At 65.0% G+C, this 13167-nt stretch carries 21 protein-coding genes and 1 tRNA gene; 19 read left to right on the top strand and 3 right to left on the bottom strand.

Annotated features, from left to right (window positions below; translation table 11 throughout):
• Positions 1-88: 88 nt before the first annotated feature.
• Positions 89-583, top strand: a complete 495-nt coding sequence (locus AC2SGK_RS12755) for a hypothetical protein (protein ID WP_488323904.1) — start codon at positions 89-91, stop codon at positions 581-583.
• A gap of 113 nt (positions 584-696) precedes the next feature.
• A tRNA-Ser gene (locus tag AC2SGK_RS12750) sits at positions 697-786 on the top strand.
• A gap of 1276 nt (positions 787-2062) precedes the next feature.
• Here AC2SGK_RS12750 and AC2SGK_RS12745 read toward each other — a convergent pair.
• Both AC2SGK_RS12745 and AC2SGK_RS12740 read right to left on the bottom strand, forming a co-directional pair.
• The gene (locus AC2SGK_RS12745) at positions 2063-2368 is read right to left on the bottom strand and encodes a hypothetical protein (RefSeq protein WP_411836740.1); all 306 of its coding nucleotides are present in this window, start codon (positions 2366-2368) and stop codon (positions 2063-2065) included.
• Position 2369: 1 nt separating this feature from the next.
• Positions 2370-2939: a S24 family peptidase gene (locus AC2SGK_RS12740; RefSeq protein WP_488323903.1), complete on the bottom strand. Its 570-nt coding sequence runs from the start codon at positions 2937-2939 to the stop codon at positions 2370-2372.
• 187 nt (positions 2940-3126) lie between these two features.
• On the opposite strand from AC2SGK_RS12740, the gene AC2SGK_RS12735 reads away from it, so the two are divergent.
• Both AC2SGK_RS12735 and AC2SGK_RS12730 read left to right on the top strand, forming a co-directional pair.
• Complete coding sequence (locus AC2SGK_RS12735; protein ID WP_488323902.1) at positions 3127-3378, top strand: hypothetical protein; 252 nt, start codon at positions 3127-3129, stop codon at positions 3376-3378.
• Positions 3378-3650 (top strand): hypothetical protein, encoded by a 273-nt coding sequence (locus AC2SGK_RS12730; RefSeq protein ID WP_488323901.1) that lies wholly within the window; start codon positions 3378-3380, stop codon positions 3648-3650. The genes AC2SGK_RS12735 and AC2SGK_RS12730 overlap by 1 nt, the downstream gene beginning before the upstream one ends.
• Before the next feature lie 43 nt (positions 3651-3693).
• Here AC2SGK_RS12730 and AC2SGK_RS12725 read toward each other — a convergent pair whose 3' ends face one another.
• Entirely contained in the window at positions 3694-3963 is a 270-nt protein-coding gene (locus AC2SGK_RS12725) for a hypothetical protein (RefSeq protein WP_488323900.1), read from the bottom strand.
• A 124-nt stretch (positions 3964-4087) separates the two neighbouring features.
• Between AC2SGK_RS12725 and AC2SGK_RS12720 the strand changes: the two genes are divergently transcribed.
• From AC2SGK_RS12720 to AC2SGK_RS12650, 15 genes are all read left to right on the top strand, one after another.
• Entirely contained in the window at positions 4088-4252 is a 165-nt protein-coding gene (locus AC2SGK_RS12720; RefSeq protein WP_488323899.1) for a hypothetical protein, read from the top strand.
• Between the two features lie 26 nt (positions 4253-4278).
• Complete coding sequence (locus AC2SGK_RS12715) at positions 4279-5190, top strand: ParB/RepB/Spo0J family partition protein (RefSeq protein ID WP_488323898.1); 912 nt, start codon at positions 4279-4281, stop codon at positions 5188-5190.
• Entirely contained in the window at positions 5187-7316 is a 2130-nt protein-coding gene (locus AC2SGK_RS12710) for a transposase domain-containing protein (RefSeq protein WP_488323897.1), read from the top strand. Before AC2SGK_RS12715 ends, AC2SGK_RS12710 begins: the two co-directional genes overlap by 4 nt.
• Positions 7317-7376: 60 nt before the next feature.
• On the top strand, positions 7377-8120 hold the full coding sequence (locus AC2SGK_RS12705) for an AAA family ATPase (protein ID WP_488323896.1): 744 nt from the start codon (positions 7377-7379) through the stop codon (positions 8118-8120).
• Positions 8117-8701, top strand: a complete 585-nt coding sequence (locus AC2SGK_RS12700; RefSeq protein WP_488323895.1) for a hypothetical protein — start codon at positions 8117-8119, stop codon at positions 8699-8701. Before AC2SGK_RS12705 ends, AC2SGK_RS12700 begins: the two co-directional genes overlap by 4 nt.
• Positions 8698-9069: a hypothetical protein gene (locus AC2SGK_RS12695; RefSeq protein ID WP_488323894.1), complete on the top strand. Its 372-nt coding sequence runs from the start codon at positions 8698-8700 to the stop codon at positions 9067-9069. Before AC2SGK_RS12700 ends, AC2SGK_RS12695 begins: the two co-directional genes overlap by 4 nt.
• A complete protein-coding gene (locus tag AC2SGK_RS12690) occupies positions 9062-9316 on the top strand; it encodes a hypothetical protein (RefSeq protein ID WP_488323893.1) in 255 nt (84 codons plus the stop codon). The genes AC2SGK_RS12695 and AC2SGK_RS12690 overlap by 8 nt, the downstream gene beginning before the upstream one ends.
• Positions 9309-9524: a hypothetical protein gene (locus AC2SGK_RS12685; protein WP_488323892.1), complete on the top strand. Its 216-nt coding sequence runs from the start codon at positions 9309-9311 to the stop codon at positions 9522-9524. Before AC2SGK_RS12690 ends, AC2SGK_RS12685 begins: the two co-directional genes overlap by 8 nt.
• A gap of 17 nt (positions 9525-9541) precedes the next feature.
• Complete coding sequence (locus tag AC2SGK_RS12680) at positions 9542-10192, top strand: DUF3164 family protein (RefSeq protein ID WP_488323891.1); 651 nt, start codon at positions 9542-9544, stop codon at positions 10190-10192.
• Position 10193: 1 nt separating this feature from the next.
• Positions 10194-10400: a hypothetical protein gene (locus AC2SGK_RS12675; RefSeq protein WP_488323890.1), complete on the top strand. Its 207-nt coding sequence runs from the start codon at positions 10194-10196 to the stop codon at positions 10398-10400.
• The gene (locus tag AC2SGK_RS12670; RefSeq protein ID WP_488323889.1) at positions 10400-11074 is read left to right on the top strand and encodes a DUF7168 domain-containing protein; all 675 of its coding nucleotides are present in this window, start codon (positions 10400-10402) and stop codon (positions 11072-11074) included. The genes AC2SGK_RS12675 and AC2SGK_RS12670 overlap by 1 nt, the downstream gene beginning before the upstream one ends.
• Positions 11074-11544 carry a gp16 family protein gene (locus AC2SGK_RS12665; RefSeq protein ID WP_488323888.1) on the top strand — a complete coding sequence of 157 codons (471 nt, stop codon included), beginning with the start codon at positions 11074-11076 and terminating at the stop codon, positions 11542-11544. The genes AC2SGK_RS12670 and AC2SGK_RS12665 overlap by 1 nt, the downstream gene beginning before the upstream one ends.
• A complete protein-coding gene (locus AC2SGK_RS12660; protein ID WP_488323887.1) occupies positions 11541-11783 on the top strand; it encodes a hypothetical protein in 243 nt (80 codons plus the stop codon). The genes AC2SGK_RS12665 and AC2SGK_RS12660 overlap by 4 nt, the downstream gene beginning before the upstream one ends.
• On the top strand, positions 11783-12211 hold the full coding sequence (locus AC2SGK_RS12655) for a hypothetical protein (RefSeq protein ID WP_488323886.1): 429 nt from the start codon (positions 11783-11785) through the stop codon (positions 12209-12211). The genes AC2SGK_RS12660 and AC2SGK_RS12655 overlap by 1 nt, the downstream gene beginning before the upstream one ends.
• Positions 12212-12305: 94 nt before the next feature.
• Positions 12306-13166, top strand: a complete 861-nt coding sequence (locus AC2SGK_RS12650; RefSeq protein WP_488323885.1) for an N-acetylmuramoyl-L-alanine amidase — start codon at positions 12306-12308, stop codon at positions 13164-13166.
• Position 13167: the final 1 nt, after the last annotated feature.

The following is a 13167-nucleotide window of genomic DNA, read 5'->3' as shown; positions in this document are numbered from 1 at the left end:
CTATCGCGGCGCGCCGGTCAGGTCAAAGAGGCTTTTCCGCGCGGGCCGGATCGCCTATCACGAAGCAGGACTGCCAGAGGGATGCGCCATGACCAGACTGACCCTGCCGCTGCTGATCGGTGCCCTGATCCTGTCGGGATGCGGGCGTCTTGGCGACAGCGGCTGGAACCCGCTGGCTTGGGGTCCGGGCCGCGCCCAGCCCGACACGCTGACCCCGGAGGGCGGCTATGCCCGCGCCCGCGATCCGCGTCCCTCGGTTCCCCAGATCATCGCGACCGAATGGCAGCCGCTGACCGACGGCCGCCTGCTGGTCGTGCGTGGATTCGCACCCTACAAGGGCTATCATTCGGCAGAGCTCGTCCGCGCGGAGCTGCGCCCCGGCGATCAGTTGCAGCCCGACGCCGACGGCGTCCTGCGCCTGCGCTTCGTCGCGGTTCCGCCCGCGGCCGATGCGACCCTGCTGCCCGCGGACCCCGTCACCGACCCGATCACGGTCGCCCTGCCCTTCAGCGCCCTGCGCCTCTCGCGCATCTCGGCGATCCAGATCGAGGCGGCGGACCGCGTGATCACGCTGACCCGCTAACCCGCTGACCTGCTGACCTGCTGACCTGCTGACCTGCTGACCTGCTGACCTGCTGACCTGCTGACCTGCTGACGCTTGCACCCGCCCTCCCGCCGCGCTAGTCCGTTGTGGTCGGAGGCGTGGCAGAGTGGCTTAATGCACCGGTCTTGAAAACCGACGTGGGTGCAAGCCCACCGTGGGTTCGAATCCCACCGCCTCCGCCATCATCCCTGTTGGGAACACGGACCGGCGCCCATCGCGGCGCGGAAATAGTCGTGTTTTCAAAGGGCTTTGCCTCCCCCATGCGAACCTCTGAGACTGCGCGCCGGGCCCTTTTCGGGCTCTGAACGCCGCTCTGTCTCTGTTCGGGCGAACCTCGTTGAATTCGGTTCGGTCGAATTTTTTCACGCATTTCCAATCGCCTGAGTTTCCACCGCGCCAAAACTTCGGGCCTTGTGTTGATCCCCTCGAGGGGAACAGAGCCACAATGTTGAGGGACAGAGATATCTGCAGGGAAGTGCGAAGAAGCCCGAAGAGCAGCGAAGATGTGCGAAGGGCCAACAATACAAGGGTGTGAGAGCGTCTGAGTCGATTTGCGAGGGCATGATGTCCGTGTCCTGCAGTGAAACTTAAATGGGGGCTTAAAGCCGACTTGAGATGAGAGTTCGGAGCATTGCCGAGCGCATCGAACGCGCCAAAGTGGCCAGCAATTGCAGGGGTATTAGGTAGGCGGCACCGGAAACCGGTGTGATCGGCCGCCATCCGAACCTACAAATCAAGCCGTAGCTTAGACATGCCAGTTGTAGGTTCGGAATTGTTCAATGATAACTGTGACTTACAAACTCACATGCATGGCAGGCACCATGCCCAAACCTACAACTGATTTCAGGTAAAAATGGGCGGTTTCCGATCAGCAGTTATGCTCAGGTGACGCCGTCCGCACCCGTCGCATTGCGCAATCTCGGCTGATGCTTTCCGCAGTTAACGCGCCCTATAACGCTGCGAGACACCGCTATACGTCAATCTGTTGCGTAGGGCAGAGCGATAGCGGCTACATGAAGCGTAGGAACAGATCGCTAACATCTAGACTCCGCACCGGCAGCGCGGTAAATGAATAGCCGCAGGGTGGTCTAGACCCTGCGGCTTAAGCAACCCGCCGTTGGCTGGCGGACTTTTAGGATATCCTGAAGCGGTGTTTAAGCCGTTCAGAGTCTGCGGTCAAGTCCAGTCAACGGCACTTCACGAGAAGTGACGATGAAAAGTAATCGAAACCCGAGCTATAAGCTCACATTTGATGACGCTCGTGTGATCTGGCAGCGCTACCGACGAGGAGACTTTCAGAATCGGATCGCTGCTGACTTCGACGTCAATCCAGGGCGTATTAACGAAGTGATCAAGGGCAAGCTGTTCCCTGGTAGTGACAGCGAGATCTGAACGCTAGTGAGACTGTGTCGGGCGGGGAGGTTTCCCCGCCCGATCTCATGTAGCACCTATCTCGTTCTATTTTTCCCGACGGGTGACGGCGTCCAAGATTGCGGCCAGGTAACGAAGCAGCAGCGAAAAGCCGCCGAGTCCCATTCCTAACAGGATGAGCCGGAACAGAAGGGCCCAATCTGCTTCGGTCACCGATCCATCGACGACATACCCGACGGTGTTAATGCCCTGCCACGTCGCCAACGCGTAACAAATCCAAGACGCTACCAACATGCCGACTGAGACGTCTAGCCGACGTGGGATAAGCATGCCGCTGGTTCGACTATTCTGACGCGCTGAACGAACTTCTGCGGAGGTGCTCTCGACCGTCATATCATTCCCTCGCTGTATGCCCCCACCACACCACTTGACCCAGGATGCGGATGCGATCCGCGTCGGCGGGGGCCACGAGCTCGGTCGGGAAGCCATCATTGTCTGAGTGTAGTAGAAGTGCCGTAGGAAGGCGTTCTATGCGCTTGACGCGCGCCTCTCCGTCCGGGCCGATCATGGCATAGATCTTGCGGCCTGTCGGAGTGACCTTTCTGCGATCGATCATCACCAGGTCGCCGTCGCAAAGGGTGGGCGCCATGCTGTCACCCTTGACCGGTAGGACCATCGCCGATGCAGGCGAGATGCCCTCTCTTGCCAGCCAGTCCCTGCGGAATGCAATCGCCCCGGCGGAGAGCTCGCCATCGTAGTCTGCGCCTGGTCCCGCTGACAGCTGCGCACTGTAGCGAGGCACAGCCGCGAACTCGTGCCCATCGATTTCGGCAGCAGATCCGCCTGCGTCGACACGCGGTGGCCCGATGTAGAGCTCAAGCCCCAGCGCCTCACAAATCTCGCTGACACGGTTCAGCGTAGGACCTGCTTTGCTTCGTCTGAGCACGTTGCGGAGCGCATCCACCGGGAGGCCATGCTTAGTTTCCACAGCAAAGGGACTGGTCCCGAGCTCGCTGAGCCTGGTCCTTACTGTCTCAGCGAAGGTCTCATCTGCACGGCTCATAGTTCGGGATATTTACCGAATAGCCCTTGCTTGACAATCGGGAACGTTACCGGCACAAATATCGGTAATGAAACCGAGAGAAGTGGCAATGAGCATCGAAGCAGTGCTGAAGCTCGCAGATCTTTACGTCGAGCATAGCGGCCTGAAGCAGTCGACCGTTTCGACATACGCCGCAGGCGACGGGAAGTTCTTCGGCAGTCTGGAAAGCGGGATAGCCGGATGCACGTTCCGGCGAGCTGACAAGGTGACGGCCTGGTTCTCTGAGAACTGGCCCGCCGACCTTGAATGGCCGCGCGACATTCCGCGCCCGGCGAAACCCAAATCCAAAGAGGCAGCATGATGAACAGGGACCGCCTGGACCTGCGCGATCTGGCACGCGGGGTTCTTACCGAGATGAGCGATGGCGACCGTGTCGCGCTGATGGCCGAGATGCTGACAGAACTGCGCGGGCCGCGCGCGCTGGACCTGCTGTCGGTGGCCCGCGCCTCTGCCAGCCTGCGGATGCAGGAGATCATCGACGCGCGCTATCCGCTGCACGAGCTGGCGGAGGTCTATGGCGGCCCGGCGGCAGTCAGGGCGCGGGTCTCCGGTGCTTGCGGAGAGCTGGCATGATCGGCGCGCAACAGGTCAAGCAGGCATGGGACAAGGCGCGACGTCAGGAAGGCGACGCGTCGTCCAGCCCCTCCTCGCTCAGCTGCGAGAAGGTCTCGATAAAGCTCTCGAACGCTAACCGTGTGACCCTGTCGGTGTCGGGCGACGATGCCAATGTGTCGATCACGTTGGTGATGCGCTCTCTGGCGATCGGGTCGTCCCGGACGGCGGCAGCACCAACCACCGACAGCAGCATCCCGAAGGCGCTGGTCAAGGTTTGGGCGGTATCCTCCAGCCGCTTGATGCGCCTGCGCAGATCATCGTTTTCGGCCATGAAATCCCTCCATCAGGTTGTTGGCACGGCTGATGGTAGGGGCCACCCGGCCCAGCCCAAAGCGGAAAGCGCGGGCCGGCCGGGTGGCGATCCTCTCTGCGCTCGGACGGCTGCGGCTGTCGAGATGCGAGAGCCTGCCCGCCCGCGCGCCCTCTCCTCCTCCCTGCGCGCGGGCTGGCAGCGTCTGAGCCGTCTTCGGCGGCGGCTGGATGACAGCCCCCTGGGCGATCTGATCGGAGCGGTCAGCATCTGGCTGATCGTGATCCTCTTCCTTCTCGGCACGGCCTGACGGCCCAAGTACATCGGACAGTGAGCATGAGCGACCCCATCCTGATCCAGAGCAAGACCAGCCTGCCCATTGACCAGATCGAGGTCACCGGGCGGCTGCGCCCCGTCAGCCCCGCCGGGGTGGCCACCATCGTCGCCTCGATCCGCGAGATCGGGCAACTGGCCAACCCGGTCGTGGTGCGCCAGCTGCGCCGCAAGGGCGAGGTGAACTGGCACGTCCTGGACGGCGCGCACCGTCTGTCCGCGGCGATCGAGCTTGGCTGGACCGAGGTCCCGGTGCGTGTCTTCGAGTGCACCGACGATCAGGCGCGGATCATGGAGATCGACGGGAACCTGTCGGGGGCCGAGCTGAACCCGCTGGACACCGCCGTCTTTCTGGCCACCCGCAAGGCGGTCTATGAGCGCCTGCACCCCGAAACCAAGGCCGCAACTGGTGCAGAGCTGGTGGCAAAGCGGTGGGGCGATACGAGCGACATCGTGTCGTTCGTAACCGCCACCGCGGAGAAATTCGGTCTGTCCAAGCGCCATGTTGAGCGGTTGGTTTCGGCTGGCAGCAAGCTGGGGCCGGATGAGATCGTGCGGCTGCGCAAGGCCCCCCGGCAGGTCACCCTGAAGGACCTGCAGGACATTTCGAAGATCAACAGCCCGTCGGATCGCTATGACGTGGTCGATGCGCTGGTCGAGGGATCGGCCAAGTCGGCCAGCGCCGCGCTGAAGGCCCGGCGCGGACCTGCCGCGCCCGTAGAGGCGGACCCGCTTGAAGAGCAGTTCAAGGCCCTGTCAAAGGCCTGGTCCCGCGCGGGTGTCGCAGCCCGGCGGCGGTTCATCGCCGCGCATGTGGACGATCTGACCCCCCTGATCCTGGACGAGGCCGCGCGGCATGACGATCCCGCGATCGTCGCGATGCATGCCCGACTGAGCGCGGTGGCCGCAGAATGACACGTATCACCCCTCAGCAGGAATGGTGGACGGCGGGCGAGTTGGCCGCCTCGGGCCTGCCGGACCTGCCCAGCACCCAACAGGGCGCTGATGCGCTGGCCAAGCGCCTGGACTGGCGGGCCAATCCGCAGTTCGCGCGACGGCGGGCCGGGCGCGGCGGGGGTTGGGAATATCATTGGAAGCTGCTGCCGTCGCGCGCGCAGGCCGCGCTGCTGCGGTCGGTCGCCACCCCGGCTGAGTCCGAGGATGCCGGGCGCATGGACCGCGGTGCGGCTTGGGCCTGGTTCGACGGTCTGCCCGCGCCGGTCAAGGACGAGGCGCGGGACCGTCTGCGCATCATCCAGCTGGTCGAGGCGCTGCAGGGCGCCCTGGGCAAGTTCATGGCGGTCGAGACCATCGCCCGCAATGAGAAGAAGGCCGCCCGGACCATCTGGAACTGGTTCGAGATGATCGGCTGCGTCGATGAGGCCGATCGGCTGCCCTATCTGGCCCCACGCCACCGGGCCGCCAAGCCGCGCCGTGAGCGCGCCCAGTGCAGCCCCCAATTTCTGGACTGGCTGAAGGCGGATTACCTCCGCCTTGCGGGGCCGAGCTTCAACAGCAGCTATGAGCGGGCCGCCAAGCTGGCCAAGGCCCATGGCCTTGCGGTGCTGACGCTGCGCACCGCGCGCCGGTGGATGGAGGAGAATGTGCCGCGGGTGACCCAGATCTTTGCCCGCGAGGGTGAGAAGGGTCTGGCGCGCTGTTTCCCGCCGCAGATCCGCGACCGGACCCAGCTGGAGGCCATGGAGGCCGTCAACGCCGACTGCCACAAGATCGATGTCTTCGTGCAGTGGCCCGGCATCGACAAGCCCGTGCGCCCGCAGATCGTGGCCTTCCAAGACCTATATTCCGGCAAGATCCTGTCCTGGCGCGTCGACCTGGACCCGAACAAGGTGGCGGTCATGTCCGCCCTGGGCGAGCTGGTCGAGGCCTTCGGGGTGCCGCGTCACTGCCTCTTCGACAACGGCCGGGAATTCGCCAACAAGTGGCTGACCGGCGGAGCGCCCACGCGGTTCCGGTTCAAGGTCCGCGCGGACGATCCCCTTGGCGTTCTGCCGATGCTGGGCATCAAGGTCCACTGGGCCACCCCTGGCCATGGTCAGGCCAAGCCGATCGAGCGGGGGTTCCGCGACTTTGCGGACCGCATCGCCAAGGACCCGCGCTTTGCCGGGGCCTATGTCGGCAACCGCCCGGATGCCAAGCCTGAGGATTACGGCAGCCGCGCCGTGGCGCTTGAGGATTTCCTGACCGTCCTGGACGAGGGCATCCGCGACCACAACGCCCGCCAGGGGCGTCTGTCTGACACGGCGCGGGGCCGCAGCTTCGATGACACCTTTGCCGAAAGCTATGCCCGCGCGCCCATCCGCAAGGCCACGCCGGAACAGCACCGCCTGTGGCTGATGGGTCAGGAGGTCCGCAAGCTGAACGCCAATCACGGCGGGCTGCTGCTGTTCAAGAACGGCTATTGGTCGGACTGGATGAACGAGCATGCCGGCCGCCGCGTCGTGGCCCGCTTCGACCCCGAGAACCTGCATGCCGGGGTCTTCCTCTACACCCCCGAGGGCGAGTTCCTTGGTCAGGCAGAGTGCCGCGAGAAGGTCGGCTTCTTCGACATGGTCGGCGCCAAACTGCACCAGCGGCAGCAGCGTCTGCGCCGCAAGGCCGAGAAGCAGCTGCTGGAGGCGATGCGCCCCGTCGGCGTCGGCCATCTGGCGGATGCGCTGAACGCGCTCGATCGGCCCGAGACGCCGCTGGTCGAGGCCAAGGTGGTCGAGATGGCCCCGGTGCGTCGGCAAAGGCCGGTCTTCGAGCGCGAGATGCCCGTCCCGGAGGTCAGCGATGAGCTGGAGGAGCGCCGCGCCGGTGTCCTGCTGAGCTTTCGCCAGGCAGAGGCACAGCCGGTCGAAACAGAGGAGACGCCTGCCGACCGGTTCCGGCGCGCAATCGACATCCTGGTTCGATCGGAGGCGGGGCTGCCTGTCGGCAGCGCCGAGGCGGACTGGGTCGGGATTTATCAGAACACCCCTGAATTCACGCGGCAGCGGATGCTGTTCGAGGATTTCGGGGAAGAGGGGCTCGGTTGAGCCAGGAAGAACGCCGCGGGCGTGCAGACCCGCGGCGCAAAGAGACAACGTGAGGCAACGATGACAGAAGAACGCACCCTCTACAATACCGTCGCGCCGCTGAGGAATGTCGGCGCCCTGGTCGAGCTGATCGACCGCGTCCAGAAACGTGGTTTTGGCCTGCCCGGGATGGCCACCTTCTATGGCCCCTCTGGCTATGGGAAGACCACCGCCGCCGTCTACGCCGCGAACCGCTACCGGGCCTATACGGTGCAGGTCAAATCGGCCTGGACGGCCAAGAAGCTGTGCAGCGCGATCCTGCAGGACCTCGGCTTGCCGCCGGCCCGCACCATCGCGGACATGATCGACGACATCGCGGGCGAGATCGCCAAGTCGGGCCGTCCGCTGATCATCGACGAGGCCGATCAGCTGATCGGGCGCAACATGATCGAGATCGTCCGCGACATCTATGAGAGCTCGGGCGCGACCGTGATCCTGATCGGCGAGGAGCTGCTGCCGCAGAAGCTGCAGAAATGGGAACGGGTCCATGGCCGGATGCTGGACTGGGTGCCCGCGCAGCCGGGCGATCTGGGCGACGTCAAGCACCTGGCGCGCATCTATTGCGCAGGTGTCGATCTGGATGAGGAGTTGCTGGCCTATCTGCTGAAGGAGAGCAACGCCTCGATCCGGCGGATCTGCATCAACCTGGACCGCGTCCGGGAGTTCGCGCTGACCAAGGGCCTGAAGGCGGTGACCCGGAGGGACTGGGGCAAGGCGGGCTTCTTCACCGGCCATGCCCCCGCACCCCGGAGGATCTCGGCATGAGCGGCGCGCGCAAGGCGGGGCGCCGCCCGGCCGGATCGGCGACACCCGGCCGTCAGGAAATCTGGCAGGCGATCCGCAGCCATGGCGACAAGGTCTTCACGGCCGAGATGCTGGTCACGGCAACCGGTGCAGATCGCAAGACCACAGCCGATTATCTGCGGTGCCTGGTTCCCGGCAGGGTTGTCGAGGCGCTGGATGAAGGCGGCTTCAGGCTGATCGACGATCGCGGCTTCCATGCCCCGCGCCTCAACCGTGCAGGCCAGCCCGTGACGCAGGGGGCCGGTGTCGAGAACCTATGGCGCTCGATGCGGGGGCTGGCGGAGTTCAGCCCCCGCGATCTGGCCGCCCATTCCACGACCACTGATGTCGAGGTCACCGAATGGACGGCCAAATCCTATTGCCAGATGCTGCTGAAGACCGGGTTCCTGCGCGTCGTCCAGAAGGCCGAGCCCAGCAAGGGGCGGCAGGCCGTCTATCGTCTGATCCGCAACTCGGGACCGCTGCCGCCTCAGATCCAGCGGGTCAAGCATGTCTTCGACCCGAACACGCAACAGGTGCATGTGCCCGGAGGCGGTCGATGATCGGCCCCGTCGAGAAGGCGCGCGCCGCTTGGGGTGACGAGATGCCGGACTGGGTTCTGGGGCTGGCCACGGCCTGTGCATCGACCAGCCAGAGCAAGGTCGCGACGCGGATGAACCGTTCGGCATCGCTGGTCTCGGCCGTGCTGGCCAACAGCTACAAGGGCAGCCTTGAGGCCGTCGAAGAGGTCTATCGCGGCGTCTTCGAGCTGGCCGTAATCGAATGCCCCGCCCTTGGCACGCTGCCCACGAACGAGTGCCGCGACTGGCAGGCCAAGGCCAGCCGCTTCGTGAACGTCAATTCGCAACGGGTGCGCATGTATCGCGCCTGCCATGCCTGCCCCCGCTACAGGAGCAAGACCGATGCCTGACGCCGTTCCTGCCATGGATGCCGAAACGGTCGCGGTGCGCGACATGGCCCATTTCATCCTGGCCTTCATCGAAGGCCATTCGAGCGGCTATCTGGCCTGCATCCATGCCGCCACCATCGTCCTGACATCCATGTCGGTCGAGCAGGCCGATCCGACCGCCACACTGGACGAGCTGCTGGCCGAGATTCGCGCCGAAGGTCTTGCCATGATCGAGGTCATGTCCTCGGGGGCGGTGCATGATGCCTGATCATGACGAGATCATGGCTGACATGGCATCCGCTCGCCCGATGCTGGCCAGCGCCGTCATCGCCCGGCTGCAGGCGATCATGCGCGACCATGGCGATCTGCCGGTGATCCTGGCTGACCGCGACGTGACCCTCCGCGAAATCATCCCCTACGACGCCGACGGAAACACCGTCGGCAAACCCACCGAAATCGGCCTGCGCGGCTGGTGAGAGAAGGAAGAAGTCCGATGACCCAATTCACCCCCCATCCCATCCCCGACGGCATCGTCCAGGTCGGCGCCAAGCGATACATGCCCGACGCAAAGGGCGGCCTGGTCCCGGTCGAGCTGATCAAGCCTCAGGTCCAGCTGGAGGACGAGACCGTCCGCCGCATCATGGGCTTTGCCCTGGCGCTGAGCGACCAGATCGGCCGGTTCAAGGGCCACACCGTCTCGGACCTGGGCGAGTTCGACGCGCTGCTGGCGCAGGAGTATGACACGCGCAAGGGTGGCCCCAAGGGCAACCGCAGCTACAAGACGCATGACGGCCTGTTCGAGGTCGAGGTCCGCGTCCAGGATCAGGTCGAGTTCGGCCCCGAACTGCAGATCGCCAAGACGCTGGTGGACGAGTGCCTGAACGAATGGGCCGAGAACGCACGCGCCGAGATCCGGGCCATCGTCACCCGGGCCTTCAACACCGACAAGGAAGGCCAGATCAACCGGTCCGAGATCTTCATGCTGCTGCGCCTGGACATCGATGACGAGCGGTGGAAGCGGGCCATGCAGGCGATCCGCGATGCCATGCGCATCACCGGATCGAAATCCTACATCCGCTTCTGGATGCGGGACAGCCATGACGCCCCGCGCCGGGCGGTCACCATCGACCTGGCGAGTGCGTGACATGGAGATCGGTCTGTTCATTCTGGCCGTGACCCTGTCGGCGCTGTCCGGCCTTATCCTGCGGGTCGTCGGCGCTACGGTGGACTGGGAAGAACCCTGCACCGTCAAGCTGCCGTCCTGGGACAACACCCTCGCGGCTGTCGGCATTTTGATCGCCCAGGCGGTCTGCTGGGGCGTCTGGGGCATCCTGTATGCGGGGGGCGCTTGATGGATGACGCGCTCCGCAAGCGCCTTGCAGCCCTGCGCGCCACTGCGCAGGGCAAGGGCACCGCGGAAGCCGAGGCGATGGCCGCGGCTGCGAAGATGGCCCAGATCCTTGCGGAATGCGGGCTCAGCGAAGACGAGATCGAGTTCGAAGAGGCGGAGGCCCCCCTTCGAACCAAGCGCCCCACATCGCGCACCTCACTGATCGGTGTGATTGCCGTGTGCACCAACTGCGCCGGCACGATCAGGTCGGACTGGACCCCTGCGGTGATCTATTTGGGCCGCGCGCCAGGTCCGGAAATCGCGGTCTATCTGACCACCGTCTGTGACAGGGCAATCGACCGTGCCGTCGAAGACTTCAAAAAGACGTCCGAATATCGGCGCCGCCGGACGCTGACGACAAGGCGGAAGGCTGTCCAGGACTTCACCATCGGTATGGTCGAGCGGCTTGAAGGGCGTCTGTTCCAGATGTTCCGATCAGGTGTGGACAAGGCAGCACGAGCAAAGGCCGTCGCTGTCCGCGACCAGCGGATGCCTGTATGCGCGCCGGTTTCGATGCCGCAGCAATATGTCCGGTTCGCATCGGCCGCGGCGTCCGGGTCTTTTGCGGGCGGTCAGGTGCAGCTGGCCCACGCGATGAATGGCGGGCACAAAGCCCAGCAGATCGGGAGGCTGTGATGAGCGCCCTGAGCCTCAAGCGTATGATCCATGTCGCCTGCAAGCAGCTGGGGCTGGATGCCGATACCCGCCGCGACCTGCAGCTCGTCGCCACCGGCAAGGCAAGCATGTCCGGCATGACCGAAGACGAGCTTCGTCTGGTGATCGAGGCTTTGAAGAGCCGGGGCTTCAAGCCCTATGGAAGCCCCCATTTCACCAGCGACAAGGGCCGTGCGCCCGGGCGGGGGCATGCCCCCGCCCCGCGTTCGGACCTGCGGTTCCTGCATGTCCTGTGGCGCAAGCTGGGCGAGGCCGGAGCGCTGAGAACGCCAGGCCGCGCAGGGCTGAATGCCTTTGTGCGGTCGCGCTTCGAGGGCAAATGGCAATCGGTGCCCATTGACGTCGATGCGCTGCGGGATGCGGGTCAGATCAACGACGTGATCCGGGCACTGAAGGACATGTGCGAGCGCGCAGGGGTGGTGATCCGATGAACCAGCGCCTGGGTGTCACCGACCACGCCGTGATCCGCTATCTGGAGCGAGTCGGCGGCTTCGAGATCGAGGCACTGCGTCGCGACATCGCGCATCGCCTGCAGCCGGCGTCCGATGCGGGGGCGGCATCGGTCGTCATCGACGGGCATGTCTACCTGATCGGCCGGGCGGATCCCCGCGGCCCGTCTGTGGTGACCGTTCTTCCTGTGAGCATGAGCCTTCGGAGGACCCTGCGCTGATGTCACCCGCAGGCCGCCCCATCGACGCGTGGATCGACGAGCTGGAAGCTGATCTCGGCGCAGCGGCCGCATTGCGGCTGTTGGCCAATGCCGGGGGACAGCGCCGCCAGATCCCGGCCTCGGCTTCAGGCTCGAAGCTGGCAATCGAGGTCGGCGAGGATGTCGTGGCATGGTTGTCTGATCGGTTTGCGGGCATGGCCGTCGACATCCCCAACCCCGCCGCGCGTGACCGTGAGGCGGGCGCCAACCGCCTGCGCGCAGCAATTCTTGAGGCCGGATTGACCCAGCCCAAGCGCTCGGCCAATGTGATCGCGGCCGAGTTCGGCGTGACCGCCGCCTGGGTCCACAAGCTGCGGACCCGAATGCGCCAGGAGCTGGGCTCAGAGGACCAGCTGACGCTGCCGCTGTTCGACGACCAGGCGCACTGAGCCTCTGGACTGCATCCCCCCGCCTGTTTGCCGCGCCCCATGGCACTCCCGATCATGATCGGGACCGTGACGGGCCCGCCAGCGGAGACAGTGGATGCGCGTCAAGAACCACAGGATCGAGGGCATTCCCTATCGCGCCGCCAAGTCCATTGGTGGCGCGATTACGCCCGAGATCGTCATCCTGCATGACACGGCCGGCCGTCTGACGCCGGGCAACAGCGCGGCCTATTTGCGCGACAACCCGGCTGGGGTCAGCGTCCATTTCGTTGTCGAGCGCGACGGCTCGATCGAGCAGCAGGTGCCGACCAACCGCCGCGCGGGGCATGCCGGAAAGTCCAGCTATCACGGCCGCGCCGACTGCAACGCCTTCTCCATCGGCATCGAGATCGTGAACCCAGGGCGGATGGTCTGGGCAGATCGGGCGAACCGTGAGGCCCGCGCATGGTTCGGCCAGATGTTCGCCGATAGCGAGGACCGGGCGGACCTGGTCGAGATGACGACCCCTGAGCACGGGCCAGGCGTATGGATGTCGTATTCCATCGCTCAGATCGAGGCGCTGCAGGAGCTGCTGTCGGCCCTGTTCGCCGGCATCCCGACGCTGAAGGACATCACGACGCACTGGTATGTCTCGCCTGGCCGGAAGGTGGACACGAACCCGCTGTTTCCGCTGGAACAGCTGCGCAGCCGCATCCTGGGCCGCGATGATCCCGCCGATCTGGTGGCCGAGGCGGCATCCGAACCGGTTCCGACTGCGACCATGGTCCGCGTCATTGCGGCGGCGGGGCTGAACATGCGCCGCTGGCCCAGCTTCAACCCCAACGTGATCCGCGCCATTTCGACCGGAACGGTGGTCCCGGTGCTGCGGACCGGCCACTTCGATGGCCGGGCGTGGTCCCTCGTGATGTTCGACGGCCAGGAAGGCTGGATCGTCGACGCCTACACCCAACCCTGCTGAG

The sequence above is a fragment of the Paracoccus sp. NIOT.M2S5SZ12 genome, from assembly GCF_057748165.1.
The sequence above is the reverse complement of the archived record's forward strand: the minus strand, read 5'-3'. Positions and strand labels throughout refer to the sequence as shown.